General features: G+C 71.7%; 21 protein-coding genes and 6 pseudogenes. 6 read left to right on the plus strand and 21 right to left on the minus strand.

Annotated features, from left to right (window positions below; translation table 11 throughout):
* The 18 genes and pseudogenes from ACP4J3_RS22350 to ACP4J3_RS22435 form a co-directional block, all read right to left on the minus strand.
* Nucleotides 1-872, minus strand: a pseudogene (locus ACP4J3_RS22350) (metal ABC transporter permease).
* Nucleotides 869-1,633: a metal ABC transporter ATP-binding protein gene (locus tag ACP4J3_RS22355; RefSeq protein WP_426537152.1), complete on the minus strand. Its 765-nt coding sequence runs from the start codon at nucleotides 1,631-1,633 to the stop codon at nucleotides 869-871. Before ACP4J3_RS22355 ends, ACP4J3_RS22350 begins: the two are co-directional and overlap by 4 nt.
* Before the next feature lie 59 nt (nucleotides 1,634-1,692).
* Nucleotides 1,693-2,627, minus strand: a pseudogene (locus ACP4J3_RS22360) (metal ABC transporter solute-binding protein, Zn/Mn family).
* Nucleotides 2,628-2,768: 141 nt separating this feature from the next.
* Complete coding sequence (locus ACP4J3_RS22365) at nucleotides 2,769-3,515, minus strand: SOS response-associated peptidase (protein ID WP_426537104.1); 747 nt, start codon at nucleotides 3,513-3,515, stop codon at nucleotides 2,769-2,771.
* Nucleotides 3,516-3,962: 447 nt separating this feature from the next.
* The gene (locus ACP4J3_RS22370; protein WP_426537106.1) at nucleotides 3,963-4,127 is read right to left on the minus strand and encodes a hypothetical protein; all 165 of its coding nucleotides are present in this window, start codon (nucleotides 4,125-4,127) and stop codon (nucleotides 3,963-3,965) included.
* A 101-nt stretch (nucleotides 4,128-4,228) separates the two neighbouring features.
* Nucleotides 4,229-4,690 carry a hypothetical protein gene (locus ACP4J3_RS22375; RefSeq protein WP_426537108.1) on the minus strand — a complete coding sequence of 154 codons (462 nt, stop codon included), beginning with the start codon at nucleotides 4,688-4,690 and terminating at the stop codon, nucleotides 4,229-4,231.
* Nucleotides 4,691-5,050: 360 nt separating this feature from the next.
* Nucleotides 5,051-6,472 (minus strand): NADH-quinone oxidoreductase subunit N, encoded by a 1,422-nt coding sequence (locus ACP4J3_RS22380; protein ID WP_426537110.1) that lies wholly within the window; start codon nucleotides 6,470-6,472, stop codon nucleotides 5,051-5,053.
* A complete protein-coding gene (locus tag ACP4J3_RS22385) occupies nucleotides 6,469-7,977 on the minus strand; it encodes a complex I subunit 4 family protein (protein WP_426537112.1) in 1,509 nt (502 codons plus the stop codon). The genes ACP4J3_RS22380 and ACP4J3_RS22385 overlap by 4 nt, the downstream gene beginning before the upstream one ends.
* A 5-nt stretch (nucleotides 7,978-7,982) precedes the next feature.
* Complete coding sequence (locus tag ACP4J3_RS22390; RefSeq protein WP_426537114.1) at nucleotides 7,983-9,806, minus strand: NADH-quinone oxidoreductase subunit L; 1,824 nt, start codon at nucleotides 9,804-9,806, stop codon at nucleotides 7,983-7,985.
* Nucleotides 9,803-10,108 (minus strand): NADH-quinone oxidoreductase subunit NuoK, encoded by a 306-nt coding sequence (gene nuoK / locus ACP4J3_RS22395; RefSeq protein WP_426537116.1) that lies wholly within the window; start codon nucleotides 10,106-10,108, stop codon nucleotides 9,803-9,805. The genes ACP4J3_RS22390 and nuoK overlap by 4 nt, the downstream gene beginning before the upstream one ends.
* Nucleotides 10,105-10,668 carry an NADH-quinone oxidoreductase subunit J gene (locus ACP4J3_RS22400; RefSeq protein WP_426537118.1) on the minus strand — a complete coding sequence of 188 codons (564 nt, stop codon included), beginning with the start codon at nucleotides 10,666-10,668 and terminating at the stop codon, nucleotides 10,105-10,107. Before ACP4J3_RS22400 ends, nuoK begins: the two co-directional genes overlap by 4 nt.
* 10 nt (nucleotides 10,669-10,678) lie before the next feature.
* Nucleotides 10,679-11,623, minus strand: coding sequence for an NADH-quinone oxidoreductase subunit H (locus ACP4J3_RS22405; protein WP_426537120.1), 945 nt, complete (start codon nucleotides 11,621-11,623; stop codon nucleotides 10,679-10,681).
* Nucleotides 11,616-12,812 carry a hypothetical protein gene (locus ACP4J3_RS22410; RefSeq protein WP_426537122.1) on the minus strand — a complete coding sequence of 399 codons (1,197 nt, stop codon included), beginning with the start codon at nucleotides 12,810-12,812 and terminating at the stop codon, nucleotides 11,616-11,618. Before ACP4J3_RS22410 ends, ACP4J3_RS22405 begins: the two co-directional genes overlap by 8 nt.
* Nucleotides 12,803-13,153, minus strand: coding sequence for an NADH-quinone oxidoreductase subunit A (locus ACP4J3_RS22415; protein ID WP_426537124.1), 351 nt, complete (start codon nucleotides 13,151-13,153; stop codon nucleotides 12,803-12,805). Before ACP4J3_RS22415 ends, ACP4J3_RS22410 begins: the two co-directional genes overlap by 10 nt.
* Nucleotides 13,154-13,314: 161 nt before the next feature.
* Nucleotides 13,315-14,616, minus strand: coding sequence for an MFS transporter (locus ACP4J3_RS22420; RefSeq protein WP_426537126.1), 1,302 nt, complete (start codon nucleotides 14,614-14,616; stop codon nucleotides 13,315-13,317).
* On the minus strand, nucleotides 14,613-15,698 hold the full coding sequence (locus tag ACP4J3_RS22425; RefSeq protein WP_426537128.1) for a PLP-dependent cysteine synthase family protein: 1,086 nt from the start codon (nucleotides 15,696-15,698) through the stop codon (nucleotides 14,613-14,615). The genes ACP4J3_RS22420 and ACP4J3_RS22425 overlap by 4 nt, the downstream gene beginning before the upstream one ends.
* A 142-nt stretch (nucleotides 15,699-15,840) precedes the next feature.
* Entirely contained in the window at nucleotides 15,841-16,293 is a 453-nt protein-coding gene (locus ACP4J3_RS22430; RefSeq protein ID WP_426537130.1) for a hypothetical protein, read from the minus strand.
* Between the two features lie 195 nt (nucleotides 16,294-16,488).
* Nucleotides 16,489-16,902 (minus strand): hypothetical protein, encoded by a 414-nt coding sequence (locus ACP4J3_RS22435; protein ID WP_426537132.1) that lies wholly within the window; start codon nucleotides 16,900-16,902, stop codon nucleotides 16,489-16,491.
* Nucleotides 16,903-17,244: 342 nt separating this feature from the next.
* Between ACP4J3_RS22435 and ACP4J3_RS22440 the strand changes: the two genes are divergently transcribed.
* From ACP4J3_RS22440 to ACP4J3_RS22460, 5 genes are all read left to right on the plus strand, one after another.
* Entirely contained in the window at nucleotides 17,245-17,601 is a 357-nt protein-coding gene (locus tag ACP4J3_RS22440; protein WP_426537134.1) for an ArsR/SmtB family transcription factor, read from the plus strand.
* A complete protein-coding gene (locus ACP4J3_RS22445) occupies nucleotides 17,598-17,912 on the plus strand; it encodes a hypothetical protein (RefSeq protein ID WP_426537136.1) in 315 nt (104 codons plus the stop codon). Before ACP4J3_RS22440 ends, ACP4J3_RS22445 begins: the two co-directional genes overlap by 4 nt.
* Before the next feature lie 196 nt (nucleotides 17,913-18,108).
* On the plus strand, nucleotides 18,109-20,211 hold the full coding sequence (locus ACP4J3_RS22450) for an MMPL family transporter (protein ID WP_426537138.1): 2,103 nt from the start codon (nucleotides 18,109-18,111) through the stop codon (nucleotides 20,209-20,211).
* Between the two features lie 113 nt (nucleotides 20,212-20,324).
* Nucleotides 20,325-20,876: a SigE family RNA polymerase sigma factor gene (locus ACP4J3_RS22455; protein WP_426537140.1), complete on the plus strand. Its 552-nt coding sequence runs from the start codon at nucleotides 20,325-20,327 to the stop codon at nucleotides 20,874-20,876.
* Nucleotides 20,873-22,231: a PQQ-binding-like beta-propeller repeat protein gene (locus ACP4J3_RS22460; protein WP_426537142.1), complete on the plus strand. Its 1,359-nt coding sequence runs from the start codon at nucleotides 20,873-20,875 to the stop codon at nucleotides 22,229-22,231. The genes ACP4J3_RS22455 and ACP4J3_RS22460 overlap by 4 nt, the downstream gene beginning before the upstream one ends.
* 100 nt (nucleotides 22,232-22,331) lie before the next feature.
* Here the strand turns inward: ACP4J3_RS22460 and ACP4J3_RS22465 are convergent.
* Both ACP4J3_RS22465 and ACP4J3_RS22470 read right to left on the minus strand, forming a co-directional pair.
* Nucleotides 22,332-22,412, minus strand: a pseudogene (locus ACP4J3_RS22465) (pirin); the annotation flags it as partial.
* Nucleotides 22,413-22,536: 124 nt separating this feature from the next.
* Nucleotides 22,537-22,985: pseudogene (locus tag ACP4J3_RS22470) on the minus strand (DUF5655 domain-containing protein); the annotation flags it as partial.
* Between ACP4J3_RS22470 and ACP4J3_RS22475 the strand changes: the two are divergent.
* A pseudogene (locus ACP4J3_RS22475) lies at nucleotides 22,985-23,260 on the plus strand (TetR/AcrR family transcriptional regulator C-terminal domain-containing protein); the annotation flags it as partial. The pseudogenes ACP4J3_RS22470 and ACP4J3_RS22475 sit on opposite strands and share 1 nt — an antisense overlap.
* Nucleotides 23,261-23,385: 125 nt before the next feature.
* Here ACP4J3_RS22475 and ACP4J3_RS22480 read toward each other — a convergent pair.
* Nucleotides 23,386-23,673 (minus strand): annotated as a pseudogene (locus ACP4J3_RS22480) (hypothetical protein); the annotation flags it as partial.

A 23,673-nucleotide genomic window follows, 5' to 3' on the forward strand; every position in this document is an offset into this window, starting at 1 on the left:
TCAGGAGGTCGCGCGTGCCGCTCCCCACCGCCGCGCCCGATGGCCGCCCACCCGTCTGCACACGAGGTAGATCCCGAAGGAGATGGTCGTGACGTACGGGCTGATGGGAATGCTGCTGCCCAGGGCCAGCAGGATGCCGCCCTCGATGGAGGCCACCGCGAACACCACGCTCAGGACGGGCAGCAGCACCGGCGACGCCGTGACGCGGGCCGCGGCCGCCGCGGGTGTGACGACGAGGGTGAGGACGAGCAGCGCGCCGACGATCTGGACGGACAGCGCGACCGCGAGGCCCAGCACGATCATGAAGGCGAACGACAGCCCCCGCACCGGCACCCCGCGCGCCTCGGCCACCTCCGGGTCGGCACTGGCGAAGGCGAGCGGCCGCCACAGGACCGCGAGCGCGACCAGCACCACGGCCGAGGTGCCGAGCAGCCAGGACGTCTGCGGGGAGTCGACGGCGACGATCTGCCCGGTGAGCAGGCCGAACTTGTTGGCCGCCCGGCCCTTGTAGAGCGCGAGGAACAATACGCCGAGCCCGAGTCCGAACGGCATGATGACGCCGATCACCGAGTTGCGGTCGCGGGCCCGCGAACCGAGCACCCCGATCGTCCCGGCCGCGATCAGCGAGCCCACGATCGAGCCGGCCACGATGTTCGCGCCCAGCAGCAGCGCGGCCGAGGCCCCGCGAACGACAGCTCGCTGATCCCGTGCACCGCGAACGGCAGGTCCCGCATGATCACGAACACCCCCACCAGCCCGCCGACCAGGCCGAGCGCGGCCCCGGCGATGAGCGAGTTGCGGACCAGGGCGAGCAGTTCGCCGTAGTGGTCGAAGGTGAAGATCTGCTGCCAGATCCCCTCGGCGATGGTCATGGCCGTACTCCGTGCGACGGTTCGGGATGGTTCGACGGCTGCGCCACCTCGTCGGGTGCGCCCACGACCACCACGCGGTCGCGGACGCGGACGACGTCGACCTGGGTGCCGTAGAGCCGCGACAGCGCCTCGGAGGTGAGCACCTCGTCGGGCGTGCCGACGCGGTGGCCGCCGCGGGCGAGGTACAGCACGCGGTCCACCATGCCCAGCACGGGGTTGATCTCATGGGTCACGAAGACCACCGCCGTGCCGTGGGAGCGGCGGCGGGCGTCGACGAGTTCCGTGACGGCCCGCTGGTGGTGCAGGTCGAGGGAGAGCAGGGGCTCGTCGCACAGCAGGATCCGCGGATCGGCCGCCAGCGCCTGCCCGATGCGCACGCGTTGGCGTTCGCCGCCGGAGAGCAGCCCGACGGGCACGTCCGCGTAGGCGGTGGCCCCGACCGAGGCCAGGATCTCGTCCACGCGACGGCGTACGGCGCCGGTGCCCGGCCGGGGTCCGAAGCGGTGCCCGTCGATACCGAAGCGGACCAGGTCGCGGGCGCGCAGCAGCGCCTGCGCGGACAGCGTCGCCTGCTGGGGGACGTAGCCGATGTGCCCGCCGCCGCCCCGGGCCGGGCGGCCCAGGACCGCGAGGGTGCCGGCGGCCAGGGGGCGCTGGCCCAGCAGGGCGCGTACGAAGCTGGTCTTCCCGGAGCCGTTGGGGCCGAGCACGGCGACGAACTCGCCCGCGTGCACATCGAGATCGAGGCCCTGCCACAGCATGCGCTCGCCGTAGGCAAGCGCCGCTGCGCGCAGGCTGATCACGGCCTCGGCGGACGGCCTCACTTGGCGAGCGCGCTCGCGAGCGCGTCGACGTTGGCGGTCATCCAGCCGAGGTAGTCCTCGCCCTTGGGAAGGGTCTCGGTCACGGGGACCACGGGAATGCCGGCGGACTTGGCCGCCTGCTTCACCTTCTCGGTCTGCGGTCCGGAGGTCTGCTCGTTGTAGACGAGTGCCTTGACCTTCTTGCCCGTGAACAGGGCCAGCGTGTCCTGGAGGGTCCTCGGGGAGACGTCGTCGCCTTCCTCGACGGCCTCGCTGAACTTCTCGGGTGTCGCGTTCTTCAGCCCGCTGGCCTCGATCATGTACAGCGGCACGGGCTCGGTGATGGCCACCGCCGCACCGCCGTGCTCGGACCTGATCCGGGACTCCTCCTGCTCGAGCGGCTTCAACTGCCGCTCGAAGTCCTTCGCGTTCCTGGTGAAGGTGGCGGTGTCGTCCGGGTCGGCCTTGCCGAGGGAGGCGGCGATGCGGTCGGCGAGCCTGGCGACGGTCGGGAAGTCGTACCAGACGTGCTCGTTGAGTTCCCCGCCCGCAGGTGCGGTCTTCCCGGAGACCTTGACGGCGTTGATCACGTCGGGGCTCGAGCCGCGCTCTTGAGCATGCGGTCGATGAAGTCGTCGTAGCCGCCGCCGTTCTCGATGACGACCTTGGCCTTGGACAGGGCGAGCTGGTTCCGGGTGTTGGCCTCGTAGGAGTGCGGGTCCTGGTCGGGGTCGCTGATGATCGAGGTGACGTCGACCTTGCCGCCGCCTATTCGCCGGGCCAGGTCGCCGTAGACGTTCGTCGAGGCCACGACCGCGATGGCGGAGGCCGCGGCGGGGCGGTTCGCGGCGTCGCCGTCGCCGGACTCCGACGAGCCGCCGCAGCCGGCGAGGAGAACCAGGCAGGTGCCGGTGATCAGCGGTGCGAGCAGCCGGGACGAGGACGCGGGCATGGATACCTCCGGGCAGGGCGAACGGTCCGCCGAGCGCGTTTCGTCCCGGCATCGGCCCCACGGTAGGTGAAAACGGATGTCAAAACGGCTCCGCAGCCGTTCCCCTGGGCAACCCTTACCGAGAACTCACCTTCGCCGCGGTCACGGGGCGGGGACCTCGTCCAGGAGCTGGGGACCGTTGTTGCGGACGCTGTTGACCGCCGGTGAGACGGGGCGGGCCCCGAGGTGGCCGTCGGCCGGCTGGACGAGCAGGGCGCGCAGGTCGTCGGTCGACTGATGGTGGGGGTCGAGCCAGGCGTCGTAGTGGTCGGGGGCGAGGGCGAGCGGCATGCGGGGGTGGATGCGGCCCGCGGCGTCGGTGGCCTCCGTGGTGATGATGGTGCAGGTCAGCAGCCAGGCGGCGGGGTCGTCGCCGTCCTTGACCGCCGGATCGCGCCAGAACTCGTACAGCCCGGCGAGGGCCAGGACCTGCCCGTCCTCGGGGTGGATGAAGTACGGCTGCTTGCGGACCTTGCCCGACCTGCGGTCCTTGACCTCGTCCCACTCGTAGAAGCCGTCGGCCGGCAGCAGACAGCGGCGTTTGACGAACGCGCGGCGGAAGGCGGGCTTCTCGTGCACGGTCTCCACGCGCGCGTTGATCAGCCGCGCGCCGATCTTCACGTCCTTCGCCCAGGAGGGCACCAGCCCCCACCGCAGCGGCCGCAGCTTGCGCCGGGCCGGGGCGTCCTCGCCGGCGCCGCGCGGCGGGCGCTCCAGGACCGCCCAGACCTCGTCGGTCGGGGCCACGTTCCAGCTCGGCGCGAGGGTTTCCTCCGGATGCCACTCGGCGACCTGGAACAACTGGGCGAGGTCCTCGGGGCTGCGGGTGGAGGCGTAGCGGCCGCACATACGGCCACTGTGCCACGGCGCGGTGCGTCGGTCCTGGGGAGCTGGTCGGCGCGTGTCACGCCGGGCGGGACCGTGGCCGCGGTCAGCGGTCGCAGGCGGGGCGGGCCATGCGGTGACGCCGTCCTCCGGGACGGTGCGGTCGGGCCGGCCGGACTGCCCCGCGCGCGGTTCCGCTCGCCGACCAGCAGGCGCCCGTCCATCCATGACATGGGCGAACAGGCGGTGTTCCGCGGAAACTTGGAGTTCGTAGAAGGAACCGGGGTCCAGGGGCGCGACGACGCCCTGCACCGGATGGCGCGTGTCGGCCGCGCCGTGGACTTCGCCGACGTGCTCGCCGGGCGCTACCTGAGCGCCGAACGCCTGATGGCCCTCTGCGGGCACGCCACCGGCGCCTGGCGCAGAGGCGTCGCCTTCATCCTCGACGGCCCGCGCACCGGGGCCGCCCGCTCACTTGACCACGACGATGCAGGTCGCCCGCCCCTTGTACTCGTCGGCCTGCGACTCGCACTGCTGCCGATTGATCTCGCTGCTGCGCCCCAACACCCAGAGAACCGCGAAGAAGGCCACCACCAGGACCAGTCCGAAGAGGATCCCCACCACTATGTCCCTCACGCCTCTTGGACACCTCCCTCAGTAGCCGACGCGTCACGCTCACGCTACGAGGGCTGCTCGGGAGGGGTCCCGCGGGACTCGACCGCCGCGCATCATCGCGATCACGAGCGCGAAGAGCACGACACGAGCGGAGTGCCCCTGGGCCGCCTTCCCGTCGCGGTCGTGGTCTGCTGGTCGATGCCGACCATGGCTGCGCTCTCGCGCCACAACCGGTCCTGGGCGTCCCGGCTTCGCGCCGGTTCCGAGGGGTCGGGGTAGGTCGGTTGTCGGTTGTCCCTTGACCAGGGAGATGTAGATCCGGCCTGGCGGTGGGACGACGGCACCGAGGGAGACCTCGGCCAGCGCTTCGCCCGAGCGCTCGGGTGTGCCCATGACGTATTTGGGCGGAAGAGACCGACCAGGCGGAAGACGGTGCGCATCAGGACCGTGACGCACACCCGCCTGGCACGCGAGCTGTCACGGCCCAGCGAGGTACCGCCGGTGAGACCGGGGCTCAAGGCGATCACGCTGATCCGGCGGGCCTCGACCTCGTCCAGTGCGGCGAAGGACTGCGCGGTCAGCATGTTGCACAGCTTGGACGCCGAGTAGGCCCGCACACCCGACCCCAAGCCGCCCTTGCCCGGATGCGCCAGCGTCTGCGGCGAGATGGTCGACCGCGAACATCAGCTCGTAGCCGTCCGCGCTGCGCCCGTCGGCATGGCCGGTCTGCATGCCCGCATTGAGGACCAGGATGTCGATACGGGCGTCACGGTACGCGTGCGGGAACTGGGGCTGACGCTGCTGGCGCACCAGCCGGCGTTCGTGGACGGGGCCGTGCGGCACGGGGTGGGCCTGCAACCGTCGGGACACATCCACGGCGGTCAGCTCTGGCCGATGAACCACGTGGCCGAGCCGGCCAACCGGACGGTGGCGGGCATGGGCGGTCAGGGCGCGAGAGGACCGCCCAGCACGTCCAGGACGGTGCCGCCGAGCAGCCCGAGTACGACGGAAGCGGTGGCCGCTCCGTAGGCGACCGCCGCGGCGGTCCTTGCCGTCGCACGGGAGTCACCGGTGGGCCCGCGTGCCAGGAACGCCGGGGCGATCCAGCGCAGGTAGTAGAAGAGGGAGGCCACCGTGTTGACGGCCGCGACGACCACCAGCCATGCGTAGCCGCCGTCGACGGCGGCGCTGAAGACTTCCAGCTTGCCGAGGAAGACGGCGGTCGGGGGCGTGCCCACCAGGCCCAGCAGGCAGACGACCAGCGAGGCCAGCAGGGCTGGGTGGGTGCGTGCCAGGCCCCGGTAGTCGTCGATGACGTCGGCTCCGGGGAGTGCGCAGACGACGGCGAAGGCGCCGAGGTTGGTCAGCGCGTACCCGGCCAGGTAGTACAGCAGCGCCTCCTGGGCGAGGTCGGAGCGCCCGGCCACGGCGACCGGGAGCAGGAGATAGCCGACCTGGCTGATGGTGGAGTACGCGAGCAGCCGTTTCACGTCCTGCTGGAAGAAGGCGGCCAGGTTGCCCAACGTCATCGAGGCGACCGAGAGCACCGCCACCAGGTCGGCCCACGGCAGGTCCGCGTCCACGAGCGGGACGGCTGCGAGCCGGTAGAACGCGGCGAGGGCACCGACCTTGGGGACGGTCGTGAGGAAGGCGGCCACGGGTGCCGAACTGCCCTGGACGGCGTCCGGCACCCAGAAGTGGCCGGGCACGCCTCCGGCCTTGAACAGAATGCCGGCGAGCAGGGCGAGCGTGCCGACCGCGACCAGTCCGCCCGGGGCCTCGGCGAGTTCGGTGCGCAGCGCGGGGTACGACGTGGTCCGCCCGGCGGCGAGCAGGACGGTGGCGCCGGTGAGCATCACCACGCCGAGGAACGCGCCGACGACGTAGAACTTCAGCGCCGCCTCGGTGCCGGGGCCGTCCTTGCGGAACCCGGCGAGCGCGTAGGCGGGCACGCTCGCCAGCAGATACGCGGCGGCGAGCAGCAGCAGGTCCTGGGCTCCGGCCAGCATCAGCGCGCCCGCGGAGGCGAGTTGGAGCAGGACGTAGAACTCCGTCTCGCGCGGGTCGGCCCGCAGCGGGCCGACGCTGAGGGCGAGCACGACGAGTGTGGAGCCGAGGACGACGATGCGGGCGGTCGCGGTGACCGGGTCGACGGCGTAGGACTCGCCGAACGCGGTGGTGACCGGCTGCGTCGCGGCCACCGCGGCGGCCACGATGCCCGCGCCGCACGCGCCCATCGCCAGCGCGCCGATCAGCCACTGACGGCGGCGCGGCAGCCAGGCCCCGAGCAGCAGCCCGAGCACGGCCGAGGCGGCGAGCAGCACCTCGGGCAGCAGGTCGAGGGGGTTCTCGTTCATCCCGGTCATCGCGCCAGCAGCTCCAGCACGGTGCGGGAGGCCGGTTCGATGACGTCGAGGACGAAGCGGGGTGCGAGACCGAGGACGACCCCGAGCGCCAGCAGCGGCACGATCGCCAGGCTCTCGTGGCGCCGGATGTCGGGGAACGGCCGGTCGGCACCCGGCGCGGCGGCGGGCAGCCGCAGAGGGCCGAGGAAGATCTGTTGCAGGGCGCGCAGGAACAGCCCGGCCGTGATGAGGATCCCCAGCACGGCCAGGCCGGTGGCGACCGGCTGCGGGCCCAGGCTGCCCGTGAGGATCTGGAACTCGGCGATGAAGCCGGAGAATCCCGGCAGCCCGAGTGAGGCGAAGGCGGCGACGCCGGTCAGCGCGGCGAAGACGGGCGCCCGCTCGGCGACGCCCGAGTACGCGGACATCTCGTACGTGCGCCCCCGCTCGTACAGCACACCGCAGAGCAGGAACAGCGCGCCGGTCAGCAGTCCGTGGCTGACCATCTGGAAGACGGACCCCGTCACCGCGAGGCGCCGGGCCTCCTCCTGGCCGCCGCCGACGGCCCCTGCCGCGCCGATCGCCAGGATGATGTAGCCCATGTGGTTGACCGATGTGTACGCGACCAACCGCTTGAAGTCGGTCTGCGCGAGCGCGACCAGCGCGCCGTACAGCACGGAGACCACTCCGATGACGACGAAGACGAGGGCGTGGTCGCGCCAGGCGTCGGGCAGGACGGGCATGGCGATGCGCAGGAAACCGTACGTGCCCATCTTCAGCAGCACGCCGGCGAGGATCGCCGACCCGGCGGCGGGGGCGTCGGTGTGGGCCGGCGGCAGCCAGGTGTGGAAGGGCACGGTCGGCGTCTTCACCGCCAGCCCGACGGCGACGGCTAGGAGGACGAGGGCGCCGTACGTCCCGCGTCCGGCCAGGGGGTTGGCGTCGGTCAGCTCGACGATGTCGAAGGTGTGCGGGTCGGCGGCCAGATAGAGGCCGATGAAGCCGAGCAGCAGGGCGAGGGAGCCGATGAAGGTGTAGAGGAAGAACTTCAGGGCGGAGCGGGCCGCGTCCTTGTGTCCCCATCCGGCGATGATGAAGTACATCGCGACGATGGACAGGTCGAAGAAGAGGAAGAACAGGATCAGGTCGAGGGCGACGAACAGGCCGAGGCAGGTGGTCTGGAGGAAGAGGAACAGGGCGGCGAACTCCCTGGGCCGCCGGGTCTGGCGCCACGCGTACAGCGCACAGGCCAGGAACAGCACGCAGGTGACGGCCAGCAGCGGCAGGGACAGGCCGTCGACGCCGACGTGGTAGCTGATGCCGGCGCTGGGGATCCAGCGGGCCCGCGTCTCGTACTGCATGCCGCCGTCGGTCCGGTAGCCCGCCCAGACGATCACCGTCAGGACCAGTTCGGCGGCGGTGGTCGTCGCCCACGCCGTCAGGAACAGCGGGCGCGGTGCGGCGCGCGGCACGCACAGCAGGAGGGCCGCCATGGCGGTCGGGAGCAGGACGATGGCCGTGAGCACGGCGGTCACCTCACGAGGACGAGGAGGACGGCGAGGACGGTGAAGGCGACGACCGCCTGAGCGAGGTACTGGTGCAGTTGCCCGGTCTGCGGCCGGCGCGCCCACCGGCCGAGCGCACGGGCGCCGCCCGCGACACCTTCCACGGCGCCGTCGACGAGACGCTCCGCCTGAGCGTTGGTCCACCGCGCCAGCCGGACCGAGCCCCGGGCGGTGCCCTCCACGGCGCGGTCCAGCACCCGGTCGTCGAAGGCGGCGAGCGCGTCGGCGAGGCGCAGGAGGGGACGTACGAGGATCGCCTGCGCGGCGGTCTCCAGGCGCAGCCACTCCAACGCCACGGGCAGCGCCCGCAGTTGTGGACCGCGGATCCACACCACGGCCGAGACGGCGACCGCGAGCGCGCCGGATACGGCGAACTCCCAGACGTGCGGGCCAGGTTGCCTCCCGCCGCCCAGCACCCGCCCCACGGCGTCTCGCACGGGCGGGAAGGACGTGACGGTCAGGCCGACGCAGGCGACGGCCAGGGCCATGAACGGCAGCCTGGCCGCGAACGGCAGCGGTTCCTCACGGTCGCCCGGTGCGGGCTGCCAGACGAACCACAGGGCCTTGGCGCTGTAGACCGCGGAGATCACCGCACCGGCCAGCCCGACGACGTAGAGCGCCGCGTCGTCCTCGAGGGCGCCGGCGAGGAGTACGTCCTTTGCGGCCCACAGGGCCAGGGGCGGGACGCCGGCCAGCGCCAGGGCGGCGACGCTGAAGGTGATCCCGGCCGTACGGTGTCGCCGGGCCGCACCGCGCAGGGCGGGCAGTGCCTTGGTGCCGAGGGCCGTCAGCCAGGCGCCCGCGACGAGGAAGGCCAGGCTCTTCGCGGCGGCGTGGGCGATGAGTTGCAGGGTTCCGCCGGTGACCGCGCCCACGCCCGCGGCGAGCACCATGAAGCCGATCTGGGCGCAGGTCGAGGCGGCGAGCAGTTGTTTGAGGTCGGTCTGCGCCACGGCGACCAGGCCGAGCACCACCGCCGTCACCGCGCCGGTCCACGCCACCACGGGCCCGCCCCAACCGGAGCGCGCGAGCAGCGGCTCCAGCCGCAGCAGCAGATACGCCCCGGCCACGACCATGGTGGCCGAGTGCAGCAGGGCGGAGACCGGGCTCGGGCCCTGCATGGCCCTGGACAGCCAGAAGCTGAAGGGCAGTTGGGCCGACTTGCCGAGGGCGGCCGCGATGACGCCGGCGGTGATGAGCGTCTGCCACGGGTCGGCCGTGTGCGGGAGATCGGCGAGGGATTCGGCCTGCCCGCCGGCCAGCGCCGCCCCGGCGGCGAGGTAGAGGCCGAGGTCGGCGGCGCGGGTGGTGAGGAAGGCGGTGTTGGCGGCGTCGCCGCGCTCGGGGTCGCGCCACCCGTAGCCGATCAGCGCCCAGGAGGTGGCACCCATCACCTCCCACGCCATCAGCAGGACCGGCAGCGTGGTCGCGGTGACCGTCGTCAGCATCGCCCCGCTGAAGAGCAGCATCAGCCCGAAGAAGCGGGCGCGCGCCTCGCCCGGTCCCATGTCGGCGACGCTGAACAGCAGGACGGCCGCGGTGACCGCCGTGACGGTCACGACCATGAGGCCTGACAGGCCGTCGACCGCGAGTCCGGCGGGGAGCCCTTCGAGCAGCGGCGCCTCGACCCGCGGGTGCTCGAACGCCACCGCGACGGCGAGGCCGAGCGCGGCGACGGCCGTGCCGACCGCGGCCGTTGGGGCGTACCGGTCCACCCGGCGGCCGGCGACCGCCAGCAGCGTCCCCACCGTGAGCGGCAGCGCGATGAGCGCCCACAGCAGCGCGCTCACTCCTTCAACTCCGCGGCCATGTCGGTCATGTCGACCTCACGGGCCCGGAACAGCGCCGTCACCACGGCGAACCCGACGGCCATCTCCACCGCCATCACCGTGATCGCGAGGACCACCAGGACCTGCCCGTCGGCGGCCGCCGGAGCGATGTAGTGCCAGACGGCCGCCGCGCCGACGATGATGCCGCCCAGCATCAGTTCCAGGCCCATCATCAGCATCACGATCGACTGCTGGGTGAGCGCGCCGAACAGGCCGATACTGAACAGGGCGGCGGCGAGCAGCAGGAACAGTTCCAGGCTCATCGGCCCATCCCTCCCCGTACCGGATCGTCGGCGGTGCGTGCCTTCAGGTCGTCGCCGAACCGGTCGTAGCGGCCGCGCCGCGTGGCCAGGACGACGGTCACGACGATCGTGGCGAACAGGGCCAGTCCCAAGGTCATCATGGTGAGCATCTGCGGGCCCATCAGCGACATGCCCAGGTCCATGGTCGGATCGGCCGTCGCCTTGCCGCGCCGGGAGGGCCACGGGGCGAGCAGGATTCCGGCGGCGAGTACGGCGAAGACCGCCGCACAGATCACGGCCGCGCCCTTCTTGTTGTGGATCATGGTCATCGGCATGAGCCCGGCCGGGTTCATCATGTACATCACCATGAATACGGCCATGATGGCCATCTCGATGGTCATCATCAGCACGATCACGACCCCGAGGTAGTCGAGGCCGAGCAGCAGCACCTCGCCACCGACGCACAGCAGCGAGGTCAGCAGTGCGTACGTCGCCCGGGCCATGGAGTCGAACCGGAAGACCATGACGCCGGCTGCCACCGCGAGAAGGGCCAGCGTCCAGAAGAGCACGTCATCAAGCATGGCCTCTCGCCTATCGGTTGAGGACTACGACGGCGACGAACAGCGCCTGAAGCAGCGTCAACGGCACCAGCACCAGCCACGCCAGCTCCATGTACCGCTCCATCCGCAGCACGGGCAGCAGCCGGCGCCCCACCACCAGCAGCGCCAGTACGGCCGCGGTCTTGAGCAGCGTCCACGCCCAGCCCGGCAGCAGCGGGCCGTGTCCGCCGCCGAGGAACAGCGGCACGCTGAAACCGGCGGTCACCACGAGCAGCAGCCACCGCCCGCCCAGCAGCACCAGCCGGTCCACGCCGGTCAGCTCCACGGCCGCACCGCCTGCCGCGTCCGGGGAGAGCGGATGCCCCAACGGCCCCCAGAAGGCCATCGCGAGCGCGCTCAGCAGATAGACGACGAACGCGGCGGGCATCCACACCGCGAACCACAGCCCGTCCTGCGCCGCGACCACGTCCCCCACCCGGAGCGACTCGGCGCCCAGGGCGGCGGTGGTGATCGCGAACATGTGCGGCAGCTCGTACGCCAGGCCCTGTGCGAGGAACCGGTATCCGCCGATCAGTGAGAGCACCGAGTTCGGCCCCCACCCGGCCAGCCACACCGCGGCCCAGGCCAGGGCCTCCATCGCGTTGAACCACACGACGCCGACGGACGGATCGCTCACGGACTCGAAACCCCACGGCAGCACCGCCCCGGCGAGCACCGCGGCCAACGGGACCAGCGCCACGCCGAGCCGCATGAGGAGGGTGTCGGCGGCGGTCGTACGCCGGCGCTGCTGGGCCAGCAGCCGCAGGCCCTCGCGCAGCGGAGCCGCCGCTCGGACGCCGAGCTCGCGGACCGTCCCCGCCCGGCCGCGCTCGGCCGCCGCCGACAGCACGGCGTCGAGGCCCGCCGCGCACACGGCGGCCAGGATCAGTGCCACCGGCAGGACGACCGTGGCCCACAGGGGCGCCGCGTCAGCCATGCGCCGCTCCTGCCGTCGGCACGAGCGCCAACTCGTCCAGGTCGGGGTCCAGGCTCGCCAGGATCATCCGCGCACCGGCGAACTCGGCGCCCGCCAGCAACTCCGGGAGGACGTCGAGCAGGGCCCGGGACGGCGGCCGCGCCCCATCCAACCGCCCACGGGGGCCCACGAGAACGTGGCCCGCGCCCAACAGCTCCGCATCGTCGAGTTCGTCGAGGCCGCGCTCGATCTCCCGCAGCCAGACCCGCAGCCGGTCGTAAGCGTCCCCGCCTGCCTCCGCCGCCGGCCCCGTCACCCCGGCCGCACGCGCCCGCTCCGCCGACAGCATGCCCAGTCCCGCGGTCCCCCAACGCAGCGTCCGCGACCGCTGCACCCTGCGCACCGTGGCGCGCAGCCGCCCGCCGACGGACTCGCGTGAAGCGCCCGACAGTACCTCGTCCCGCAGCCGCTGACACCGCGCCGCCGCATCCTCCCAGCCGACGACGGCGAGGAAACGGCCCGTGCTGTCCAGATGCGCGACGCAGCGCCGCCGTGCGGCAGCGCCCCGGCCGATCTCCTCGCCCTGAGCGGCCCGCAGCCAAGGCTCACTCCAGTACGGCAACCCCGCACCCGGCACCGGCAGTTGCCCGACCTCGGCGTTCTGTACGACGTCACCTTGCAGCGCGAGGTGGAGGACCAGCCCGGCGGGCCAGTCGGCCAACCCCGGCCCCAGCGGTACGTGCAACCGGTCCAGCCGCAGCTCGTCCCGGTCATCGGCCCGCTCCGCCATCGGCAACCCGGCCACCTCGCCCATGGCGTGCATGTCGTGCATGTCGTGGCCCATATGGTCGGCATGGCCAGCGTCGCGGATCCTGCGGTGGTTGTGGTTGTGCGCCTGCGGGGCTCGGGTCAAGAGCGCCGCCCCCGTGTCGAGGGCCTGCGCAACCTCTGCGGGTTCCTGTACGACGACGCGCGCGGCGGGCTGCGGCATCCCGGCCTCGAGTCGGTCGAGCCACTCGGCGTCGTGCGGGCGTGGCGTGCCGCAGACGATCAGGAGATCGGCGTCGGCCGGTGTGCTCGACACCGGCCAGCCCCGCCGCCGCAGTTCGGCTTCGACGCCGAGACGCGGCTCGGTGCCGCCCGGCACCGCCACCTGGAACACCCTCGGACGACGGGCGACTCGGCTGCGCAGGAGACTTCTCAGGTCCATCGGAGCGCCCCCTCACGCCACGCGTACGCAACGCCCGCGAACAGGATGCCGAGGAAGAGGAACATCTCGACCACCGCCGGGGTCCCGACCTCCGACACGACCTTCACCCAGGGGTACATGAAGAGCATCTCCATGTCGAACGCCAGAAAGATCATGGTGACCGCGTACCAGCGCACATGGAAGCGCGAGACCGCGTGCTCGCTCGGCGCCAGACCGCCCGAGAACGGACCGCTGTCGAGCGGAGTCCGGTCGGCGGCCAGCCACAACCCCAGCCCGTAGAGCGCGGCCAGGCCTGCGACAACCACACCTAGGAGCACCAACAGCGGCTGCCACGCATCCATTCGGCCAGGTCCTCCGTCCCTTTGATCCGCTATCGTGCGCCGCCGGTCGATCCAGGTCGCGCAGACACGACCAACGGTCGGAGCGCAGGTTCACCCAGGACCTTAGTGAAGGGGCGGAGCACGGTGTGATGCCCCGCCCCCTGGATCGGCCGGCCGGTGGGTCAGACGGCCGTCGGCAGCGGCTCGGGGGCGGGCGGTGCCGCCAGTCGGCCGGTGCGGTGCAGGCCGTACAGGGCGGCCGCGCAGGCCAGGCCCAGCGCGCAGAGCGCGATCCACGGCAGCGCGGGCATCCCGGCCGCGCGTGCGGCGTCGAGCGCGGCGCCCGTGCCCAGGTTTCCGACGGTGATGCCGATACCGCAGATCGTGTTGTACAGCCCGTAGTGGGTGGCGACGAGCCGGTCACCGGAGAGGCGGACGATGGTGTCCATCTCGAACGGGTAGGCGATCATCGTGCCGACGGCCAGCAGCAGCGCCGCGAGCGTCGGCGGCACCGCCGCGAGCAGCCACAGCCCGACCCCGGACTCCGGTACGGGCACGGCGGTGGCCGCCAGCAGGGGGACGAAGGCCAGCCCCATCGCCGCCAGCCCCCGCACGAGCGCCTCCCCCGGCTCGTATCGCGCCTTGCACCACGCCGTCACCCGCGTCTGGCCCAGGATCGTGCTCAGCCCGGACACCGCGAAGAGCACCGCCACCGCCGCCGTGCCGAACTCCCCGTCGCCACCGAGCCGGCGCACCTCCAGCGGCAGCGCCAGATAGACCTGGAAGGACAGGACGTACGAGCCGATCATGGCGACGGAGAACAGCAGGAAGGGCCGGTTGGCGAGGACGCCCCGCCATTGAGCGAGCACACCCTGACCGCCGTCGCTCTTCCGCCCCCCGGTGTCCTCGGCGCGCCGGGCGGGCAGGGCCCGGATCTGTACGACGCTCAGCAGCGCGAAGATCCCGGCCGCCACCAGGCAGGTGCCCCGGAAGTCCACCCCGGTCAGCACCATGCCCACCAGCGGGCCCAGCAGGATGCCGGCCTGGTAGAACACGTTGAACAGGGCGAACGCCTCGACCCTGCGCTCCCCCGCGTCGGCCGCGAGGTAAGCCCGGACGGCCGGGTTGAACAGCGCGCCGGCCAGTCCGGTGGCGGCGGACGCGGCCAGCAGCGCGGGCAGCGAGTCCACCAGCCCGAGCGTGGCGAAGCCGAGCGTGCGCAGCACACAGCCGGCGATGATCAGAGGCTTGTAGCCGAGCCGGTCGGCGAGGGTGCCGCCGACCAGGAACATGCCCTGCTGGCTGAAGTTGCGTACGCCGAGGACGAGTCCGACGATCCAGCCGGCCAGCCCGAGGGTTCCGGACAGATGCGCGGCCAGATAGGGCATCAGCATGTAGAAGCCGAGGTTGATGGTGAACTGGTTCACCATCAACAACTGGACGCTGCGTTCGTACGACCGCACCTGCGGGAGCAGCCCCTTCATCGGCCCTCCTCCGCGCTGAGGGGGTCGACCACGGTGGTGCACCTGCTCCAGCGGGTGACCTCCTTCTCGTCCGGGCTGCCGATCAACTCCGGTTCGGGTGCCGGCGGGGAGTCCAGCAGGCCGTGGGCGGCGCAGTAGTCGTCGTCGTAGACCGTCCCCAGGTAGCGCTGCGGGCCGTCGGGGAAGACGGCGACGATCCGTGCGTCGGCCGGCATGGTCCGGGCCAGCCAGCCGGCCACCAGCGCGACCGCGCCGACGCTCCAGCCGCCGGTGGCGTAGTGGGACGCGGCGAGTTGGCGGCAGGTCCACACCGCCTCGTGCGGGGCGACCCAGTGCACCTCGGAGAAGTTCTCGTAGGCGACGTTGCGGGGATGGATGCTGGAGCCGAGTCCGCGCATCAGGCGGGGCCGGGCGGGCTGGCCGAAGATCGTCGAACCGGTGGTGTCCACGCCGACGACGGTCAGCTCCGGGTAGAGCTGGCGCAGCACCCGCGAGACGCCCGCGGAGTGACCGCCGGTGCCCACGCTGCACACCAGGACGTCGATGTGGCCCATCTCGGAGGCGAGTTCGAGGGCCAGCGGGGTGTAGGCGGCGACGTTGTCGGGGTTGCTGTACTGGTCCGGGCACCAGGAGTCCGGGTGCTGCTCCAGCAGCCGCTGCACGCGTTCGCGGCGGGCCTGCTGCCAGCCGCCCGTGGGGTGCGGCTCGGAGACGACGTTGACCTGGGCGCCGTACGCGGTCAGCAGCCGGGTCATGGACAGCTCCAGTCCCGGATCGGTGACCAGGGTGACCGGGTGGCCGTACACCATCCCGGCCAGGGCCAGCCCCAGGCCCAGGGTCCCGCTGGTGGACTCGATGATCCGGCCGCCGGGGCGCAGGTCGCCGCGGGCCCGGGCCCGCTCCACCATGTGCAGGCCCGGACGGTCCTTGATGCCGCCGGGGTTGAACCCTTCGAGCTTGGCCCAGAAGCCTCGCTCGGCCGGGGTCAGCGGCTCCGACACCCGGAGCAACGGGGTGTTGCCCACCAGGCCGGACAGGGCGGCCTGGCCCGGGTTGACCGCGGCCTTGGTCAATGACTGCATGTCTGTTGTCTTCACTCTCGCTCGATGGATGCGGGGTGCCGGTTCATCTCGCGTCCCATGGCGACGGGCGCGGACCAGGGGTCCGCGTTCATGGCATGGGTGCGCGGCAGCCGTTGGGGTCGGTCGGCTGCGAGCGAGTCGTCTAGATCCGCCAGCGCGATGTGCGAACGAGCGCCACACGGCCGGAGCGCGCGCTGCGACGTCTGCGCAATCCATGCCGCAGGAGGGGGCCGCCCAGCCCCACGGACAGGGCGACGAGCACGGCCACGGCCACGGCCTCTGCCTCGGCCAGGGCCACGGCCATCAGGCCGAGGGAAAGCTCCTCCGTCGACTGGGCCGCGCTACGGACGAACGCGTCCGCCACACAGCCTTCGGTCTCGTGGGGGCCGTGAGGGCCGTGCGGCCCATGCGGCTCGCCACCCGCGTTCAGCGCGGACGAGGCCGCGGGCGCGGCCACCGAGGCGTGCGTCTCCTCGGCGACACCGTGCATGACGGCACACAGCACGAACACCATCACGAGCGCGGCGCGGATCGCCGAGACGAATCGGCGCCACCGGGATGAGTGGCATGGGGCCCACGGGGCGGGCGCGGGCATACGGGGGTGGGTCGGCACAGGTCCTCCGCGCTGCTGCCCCGTCTCCGGCAGGACCGGAGCGAGGCGCGGACAGGTGGGGGGGCAGGACAGCATCGACGAACGTGACGGCCCATCATGGGCACGGGATACGACGCTCGTCGCGCGATGTCGGCCGAAGCGGTGACAACCGTCGGCCGGTTGGCGGAGGCCGCCCTCCTAGACCTGCTGCACCACGGAAGCCGCTCTCAGAGCCACTGGTGACGCCCCGTCGGCCGACCGGTCGGCACCGGACATGCGCATGATCGAGGCGTCATCGGCACGGGCCGATTCGCGAACCGACGCTGCAAAGCAGGGCAGTGCCGCGCCGGAACCCTGCTGGGGCTGCCCGGACGCACAGTGCTCGCCGGGTTGCGTCGGCACATGGCCACCGCCATGGTGACCGTCGCCTTCCGCGGCGAACTGCGGCACGGACTCGACGACTCCATGACGAGCGACCTCGGCCGACGCGGCGGCAGGAGCGGCTGGAGCGGCGGAAGCCACCGCACTGGTGGAGAGATGCCCCTGCACGCTCTCCACGTGCACGCCATGCGTCACCAGGACGCCGAACAGGAGCACGGCGAAGGTCAGCATGCGCAGTAGCGGACCCGCGTCGGAGCGGGTCCGGTCCATACGCCGGGGCGACCGAGCCGTAACCATGCCGTGATCCTAGCGGCTCGCCGACGGCGATCGACCACCACCGCCGAAACACCGGGTTAACTCGCCAGGCGAATGGCTTGTTTGCTGCGGCGAGTGTGCGGGGCCCGGAGGGAGCACGCCTCCGCCCCCCGAGCCGACCCTGAGCCAACCCTGAGACATCCCCCATGCCTCCCCCATCCGTCCCCCACTCCACCCCCGATATATGTCAGGAATCTTTGACAGGTGCTCGCAGGCACTGTCAGCCTTTTCTGACAGGTACGACGGAAAGGGGCCGCGATGCCCGAGGTCCCGCCTCCGGCACCGACGGGCGACGAGTTGCTGAAAGTGCTCTCCGCACTCGGCAACCCGCACCGCATGCGGATCGTCGGCGCGCTGCTGGAGCGCCGGAACTACGTCAGCGCGCTGGCGCGTGAGATCGGCATGAGCCGCCCGCTGCTGCACATGCATCTCCAGCGGCTGGAGGCGGCGGGACTGGTCGTCGGCACGCTCGAACTCGCGGAGGACGGCAAGGCGATGAAGTACTTCGATGTCACGCCGTTCTTCTACGAGTTGACACCCGATGTCATCGCCCGGGCGGCCGCGACGCTCACCGAGGCCGTGAAAACCCAGGCCGAGAAAGAGGAAGCGAAGTGAATGCGGAACAGGTGACGCTCGCCGACAGCGCCGACACAGTGGGCGCGCTGGTCGGATCCGTGGGTGCGGCCGGGCTCTTCACCCTGCTGATCGTGATCGTCTGGCAGGTCGCCGCCACCTGGCGGGCCCGGATGCTGGCCGCGCGCGAGCAGCAGTACCAGGACCTCGCGGCGAAGTACGCCCAACTCCTGGAGGACACCGTGGAGTTGCAGCGCCGGATGGCCGACGAACAGCGCCAGACCCTGGACGAGCTGACGCAGACCAGGCTGTCGGTGTCCTCGATGGAGAAGATGATGCGCGAGATCGAATAGCGGCCGACGGCACGCGTGCGTACGGCCGGGAGCGGCAACTCCCGGCCGTACCGAGGAAGAACACACCCCGGACACACCCACCCGTACATCACGGCAGGTCGTCACACCTGCAAGCGCCGTGGTGCGGGCCCCGTGCGCCCTGATGCCGGGCGTCGAGACGGACCGGCGGCGCGCTCCCTATGTAAGGAGACTACTCATGCGTGCGCTGCTCCAGCGCGTCGCCCGCGCGCCCGGCGGACGCCGCGGCAAGTGGCTGGTCCTGGCCGCCTGGCTGATCCTGACGGTCGCCCTCGGCCCGCTGGCCGGCAAACTCGGCGACGTCGAGGAAACCGGCCCCAACGCCTTCCTGCCGCGCGGCGCCGAGTCCGCGCGGGTCAACACGGAGCTGGAGAAGTTCCGTACGGACACGGTGATGCCGGCCGTCGTCGTCTACACCGGCGATGGCGCGAAGGCGGCGTCCGCGACCGACCGGGACGCGCTCACCCGGTACGTAGCCGCCGGTCAGGAGATCTCGGGGCCGATCCCGTCCGAGGACGGCAAGGCCCTGATGACGATCGTCCCGCTGGACGGCGAGGACGACATCACCGACAAGGTCGACGAGCTGCGGGACGTGGCCGGCGCCAACGCGCCGCCCGGCGTGGCCGTCGAGGTCGGCGGCCCGGCCGGGTCCCTCACCGACTCGGTGGCGGTCTTCGACGGCCTCGACGAGACCCTGCTGCTGGCCACCGGTCTGGTGGTGGCCGTATTGCTGCTGCTCACCTACCGCAGCCCGGTCCTGTGGCTGCTGCCCTTGTTCTCGGTGGGCTTCGCGGCCGTCCTCACCCAGGTCACCACATACCTGCTGGCGAAGCACGCCGGACTGCCGGTCGACCCGCAGAGCGCGGGCATCCTCATGGTCCTCGTCTTCGGCGTCGGAACCGACTACGCCCTGCTCCTCATCGCCCGCTACCGCGAGGAACTGCACCGCCACCAGGACCGCCACGAGGCGATGCGGATCGCGCTGCGCCGCTCCGGCCCGGCGATCCTGGCGTCCGCGGCCACCATCGCCGTCGGCCTGTCCTGCCTGGCGTTCGCCGACATCAACTCCTCCCGCTCGCTGGGGCTGGTGGGCGCGGTGGGCGTGGTCTGCGGCTTCCTCGCGATGGTCACGGTGCTTCCCGCGCTGCTGGTCATCGCCGGCCGCTGGGTGTTCTGGCCGTTCGTCCCGCACGACGGCACGCCCGCGCGCAAGCCGCGCACGATCTGGTCCCGCGTCGGGGCGGCCGTCGCCCAGCGCCCCCGCTGGTCGTGGCTGATGTCCGTCGCCGTCACCGGCGTGCTCGCACTCAGCGCGACGGGCATCAACATGGGCCTCACTCAGGCGGAGATGTTCCAGGACAAGCCCGAGTCGGTCGTGGCGCAGGAGAGGATCTCGGCGCACTACCCGTCGGGGGCCTCCGACCCGGCGGACATCATCACCCGTACCGACCGGACCGCCGAGGTCAGGACGGCCGCGGCGGCGGTGGACGGGGTGGCCCGCGTCGAGGAGGGCGGCGGCCGTACGCCGGACAGCCGACTCACCGCCCTCACCGTGGTGTTGAAGGACGCGCCCGACAGTCAGGCGGCCAAGGACACGATCGACGACCTCCGCGAGGCCGTGCACCCGATGGGCGCCCTCGTCGGCGGCACCACCGCCGAGACCCTCGACACCCAGCGGGCGGCCGACCGCGATCTGACGACGGTCGTCCCGGTCGTGCTCCTCGTCGTCCTGGCCGTCCTTGTCCTCCTCCTCCGAGCTCTGATCGCCCCCCTCCTGCTCCTGGCCACGGTCGTGCTGTCGTACTTCGCGGCCCTCGGCGCGTCGAACCTGCTGTTCGAGCACGCCCTGGGCTTCGCGGGCGTCGACTGGTCGATCCCGCTGATGGGCTTCGTCTTCCTGGTGGCCCTCGGCATCGACTACAACATCTTCCTCATGCACCGCGTGCGGGAGGAGACCGGGAGGCTGGGCCACGAGCGCGGCGTCCTGGAGGGGCTGACCAGCACCGGGGGCGTCATCACCTCGGCCGGAATCGTCCTGGCCGCGACCTTCGCGATCTTCGCGGGCCTGCCCCTGGTGACGATGGCCCAGATGGGCGTACTCGTAGGCATCGGCGTCCTCCTGGACACCTTCCTCGTCCGCACGATCCTCGTCCCCGCCCTCGCGCTCGACCTGGGCCGCTGGTTCTGGTGGCCGGGCAGGCTCTTCCACACGCGGGCCGCACAAGAGGCACCCGCGAGCGCCACCACTCGGTTCAACCTCCATGCCACGCACAGGACATAGGACGTAGGACATAGGACAGCGCCATCGCAACCGAACCGAAAAAGCCGGCAATGGCAGGCATAGATCGTCCACGGCCCGCGCGTCCTTGTGAGCGTTAGGAAACGGGAGGGCCAATGGACCCGCAGGACCACGAGAGATTCCGGGACTTCGTCGACGCCCGGTGGAGCGCCCTGCTGCGCCTGGCGAACCTGCTCACCGGCGGCGACCGGCACGAGGCCGAGGACCTCGTGCAGATCGCCCTGATGAAGGCGCTGGGCCGCTGGCGGCACATCGACGACCCGGAGGGTTACGTCCGCAAGGTGATGTACCGGCATCAGATCAGCCGCTGGCGGCTGCGTCGGCCGCACCGCGAGGCGACGTTCGCCGTGCCGCCGGAGGACGCGGGAGTCTCCGACGGCACGTCCGCCGCCGATCTGCGGATCGCCGTCGGCCAGGCGCTCGCCCGGCTGACCCCGCGGCAGCGCACGATGCTGGTGCTGCGCTACTTCGAGGACATGTCCGAGACCGAGGTGGCAAGCGCCCTGGGCTGCTCGGTGGGCACCGTGCGCAGCACCACCCATCGGTCGCTGTCCCGGCTGCGCAGCCTCGCACCGGAGCTGGGCGCCCCGCCCCGGGCCGCATCCGGCACCCCGAGCAGCAACCTGGCGAAGGGAGCCCACTCATGAACGCCGACCAGTTGGACCGCACGATCCGGGACGTCCTGCACGGCTGGATGCCCGACGACTCCGCCGCTCCCACGGGCATCGCCGACCGCATCCTGCGCCGCCGCTGGCGGCGTCTGCTTCTGCGCACCACCGGCGCGGCGCTCGGCCTCACCGGTATCGCCTTCGGCGCGTTCCTCGCCACCGGCGCGGGCGGCGGCAACGGGGACCAGCCGCCGGCCTCGGGGAGCAGGGTGCTGTGGCAGACCACGCTGCCCGGCAAGTCCTGGGACGCCTGCACCACCGGGCCCGACGCCGTCTACTGCCGGGGGGAGGCGTACGACGGCGTCCGCGTGGACGTCCGGAGCGGCAAGATCGTGTGGGAGGCGAAGGCCGAGGGCGCGGACAGCGGCAGCACTCCGGCGGGATCGCTGCCCGGTGTGCGCGACGGCGTGCTGTACACGTACGCCGATCACGCTCCGGGGGCGTCCGACGCCGGCACCGATCTCGTCGCGCTCGACGCCGAGAGCCGGCGGGTGCTGTGGAAGCACGAACTGGCCGACGACAGCCGCGGCCGGTCCTCCGCCGTACTGTTCGACGGCGGGATCCTCGCCAACGCCCCCACCTTCAAGAGCGTGGTCGCGCTGGACGACAGGACGGGCCGCACGCTGTGGACGCACGCGTGGAAGCAGGCCGACTGCGACCGGGACGCGATCGAAGGCGTCCCGTACCTGATGTGCTCGCCGGACAGCGAGAAGGCCCCGCAGCGCAGCACCGTCGTCCGGCTGGACCCGGAGACCGGCGAGCCGCGCACGGTGGCGACCGTCGACGGCCCGACGACCTACCTCGGCACGGACGGCGACGCCGTGCTGCTGGGCGCGGTGGCCGGCGACCAGCAGTACCTCGGCGACCCCGGGCCCAGCACCCTGATTCGGGTGGACCTCGGCTCGGGCAAGGTGTCGCGGCACCGCGTCGAGGGCGTGCCCATGGGTGTGGTCGCGGACGGCATCGTGCTGTCGTTCGGCAGGGACGGCAGCGCCGTCGCGTACGCGGCCGACACCGGCGAGCGGCTGTGGTCGCGCGACCTCGGGCTGCGCCTGCGCGAGGACCCGCGCGACCCTTCCATGCGGGAACTGTCCTCCTCCGCCGCGGTGGACCTCGACAGCCGCGTGGCGTACTACCTCGATCCGTCCGGGCATCTGGTGGGCCTGGACCTGGACAGCGGTGCGGTGCGCTGGCGCGGCGAGGTGCAGGTGCCGCAGGGCCCGGTGGAGGGAGGGATCGCGCCCGAGCTGATGGTTCACGACCACGGCCTCATCGGCCAGATCGGCACCGAACTCTTCCGGATCGATCCCGTGCTGCCGAACGCGGGTCGGTAGCCGGGGGCCGGAGGGGGGATCCCCCCATCCCCCCTCCTCACTCCGCACTCCGCACTCCGCACTCCGCGAGAAGCTCAGGAGACGCCGCCCGGCAGGTCAGCACCTCCCTGAACCGGGAGCCTTCCATCCAGTCCTGACGCGCCTGCACGATCTCTTCCTGGGACCGTCCGATCCAGTTCCAGACTGGCCAGGGCACTCGCGCTCACGTACGGGCAACAACTCGGCGGCCAAGGGGGCGCTACATAGCCGAGGACCGCCGGTTGGCCAAACCGGCAACCCTCCGCATCATTGATGGTCCACCGCCACTACGTGCCCGTACGTCGGAAGGCACCGCCACCACACCATCCACAGCCGCGACTGTCCGTCTCAGACCGCAACTGCACCTCCAGGTCGCCCGTACCCTGGTGGCCGAGCCCCGTCACGTCCTGGGTGAAGCCGGGCACGAGGTCAACCTCCCTAGGATCGGCCTTGAGGTAGACGAGGAGCTTCGTCTTCTGCGGCGGGCAGACGCAGGCGAAGTTCCGCAGCCGCTGATACGCGGTACTGCTTGCGCTGCACCCGGCTGCCGCCGTCACCGACGGCCGAGCAATACCTCATCGACCGCCTCCGCCAACTCCTCCAGCGCCCCCCTGTGCCCGCGGACCGGCGGCGGCACGGCCGCACGCCGGCGAACCCGGTTGGCGGCCAGCGTGCGCCCGGTGACGGAAGCCACGGTCTCAAGACCAAGGAGGTCCTTGCCGAAGAATCGGTAGCGAGGCGGTCGTCACCGAATACTGGAAGGTCGACGACGAGGAGGCGCCCCTCCCCGAGCCAGGAAACCTCCGCGCAGGGCTTGAGACCATCGGACGCCGATACGTGGCCCTTCTCACCCAGCCCGGCATGGCCGCCCTCTTCCGCATCGTCATCGCCGAGGTACCGCGCTTCCCCGAGCTCGGCGAGACCCAGTCCAAGCTCGGCAAGATGCCCTACTTCGAATCGGTCCGCCGCTACCTGGCAGCGGAAAACACCGCCGGTACAGCCCGGCTCGACGCTCACACACAGTGCCGGATCTCCTTGGAACCGCCACCTTCGCGATTGAGGCGCGCCCGATAGCCCGCGGCCCTGCAGTCGATCGAAGCCAAAGGCCGATTGCGGGACAGCCCTTAAGCCGTGTTTCAGGAAGCGGCTGACTCATGGGCGGCGAGTTCTTCGGCCAGTTCCATGCAGTGCAGGCGGGCCGGGGAGAAGTCGTAGGGCATCTTCCCGATAGTTTCGAATGCGCTCATGGTCTCTTGTTCCCTGCCAGAGCTTTGGCCGGCCTCGTCCTCATCAGCGGTAGCGGGGTGCGAAACGTCCCAGGAGTCGAGAAGTGCGTCGTCGCTCTCCGCTAGGGCCTGTTGCGAAAGTGGATCTTGTTCGTTGATGATCACGTCCCGTGGGACGTGGGGATCTGACGAACGGCC

Source organism: Streptomyces sp. UG1, assembly GCF_049974585.1.
GTDB lineage: Bacteria > Actinomycetota > Actinomycetes > Streptomycetales > Streptomycetaceae > Streptomyces.

Excerpts from the sequence above, each read along its gene's own strand:
- ACP4J3_RS22355 (WP_426537152.1), bottom strand. The coding sequence starts at position 1,633 with ATGCTGTGGCAGGGCCTCGATCTCGATGTGCACGCGGGCGAGTTCGTC.
- ACP4J3_RS22365 (WP_426537104.1), bottom strand. The coding sequence starts at position 3,515 with ATGTGCGGCCGCTACGCCTCCACCCGCAGCCCCGAGGACCTCGCCCAG.
- ACP4J3_RS22375 (WP_426537108.1), bottom strand. The coding sequence starts at position 4,690 with ATGCTGACCGCGCAGTCCTTCGCCGCACTGGACGAGGTCGAGGCCCGC.
- ACP4J3_RS22380 (WP_426537110.1), bottom strand. The coding sequence starts at position 6,472 with ATGACCGGGATGAACGAGAACCCCCTCGACCTGCTGCCCGAGGTGCTG.
- nuoK (WP_426537116.1), bottom strand. The coding sequence starts at position 10,108 with ATGAGCCTGGAACTGTTCCTGCTGCTCGCCGCCGCCCTGTTCAGTATC.
- ACP4J3_RS22400 (WP_426537118.1), bottom strand. The coding sequence starts at position 10,668 with ATGCTTGATGACGTGCTCTTCTGGACGCTGGCCCTTCTCGCGGTGGCA.
- ACP4J3_RS22405 (WP_426537120.1), bottom strand. The coding sequence starts at position 11,623 with ATGGCTGACGCGGCGCCCCTGTGGGCCACGGTCGTCCTGCCGGTGGCA.
- ACP4J3_RS22410 (WP_426537122.1), bottom strand. The coding sequence starts at position 12,812 with ATGGACCTGAGAAGTCTCCTGCGCAGCCGAGTCGCCCGTCGTCCGAGG.
- ACP4J3_RS22415 (WP_426537124.1), bottom strand. The coding sequence starts at position 13,153 with ATGGATGCGTGGCAGCCGCTGTTGGTGCTCCTAGGTGTGGTTGTCGCA.
- ACP4J3_RS22420 (WP_426537126.1), bottom strand. The coding sequence starts at position 14,616 with ATGAAGGGGCTGCTCCCGCAGGTGCGGTCGTACGAACGCAGCGTCCAG.
- ACP4J3_RS22425 (WP_426537128.1), bottom strand. The coding sequence starts at position 15,698 with ATGCAGTCATTGACCAAGGCCGCGGTCAACCCGGGCCAGGCCGCCCTG.
- ACP4J3_RS22430 (WP_426537130.1), bottom strand. The coding sequence starts at position 16,293 with ATGCCCGCGCCCGCCCCGTGGGCCCCATGCCACTCATCCCGGTGGCGC.
- ACP4J3_RS22435 (WP_426537132.1), bottom strand. The coding sequence starts at position 16,902 with ATGCTGACCTTCGCCGTGCTCCTGTTCGGCGTCCTGGTGACGCATGGC.
- ACP4J3_RS22440 (WP_426537134.1), top strand. The coding sequence starts at position 17,245 with ATGCCCGAGGTCCCGCCTCCGGCACCGACGGGCGACGAGTTGCTGAAA.
- ACP4J3_RS22450 (WP_426537138.1), top strand. The coding sequence starts at position 18,109 with ATGCGTGCGCTGCTCCAGCGCGTCGCCCGCGCGCCCGGCGGACGCCGC.
- ACP4J3_RS22455 (WP_426537140.1), top strand. The coding sequence starts at position 20,325 with ATGGACCCGCAGGACCACGAGAGATTCCGGGACTTCGTCGACGCCCGG.
- ACP4J3_RS22460 (WP_426537142.1), top strand. The coding sequence starts at position 20,873 with ATGAACGCCGACCAGTTGGACCGCACGATCCGGGACGTCCTGCACGGC.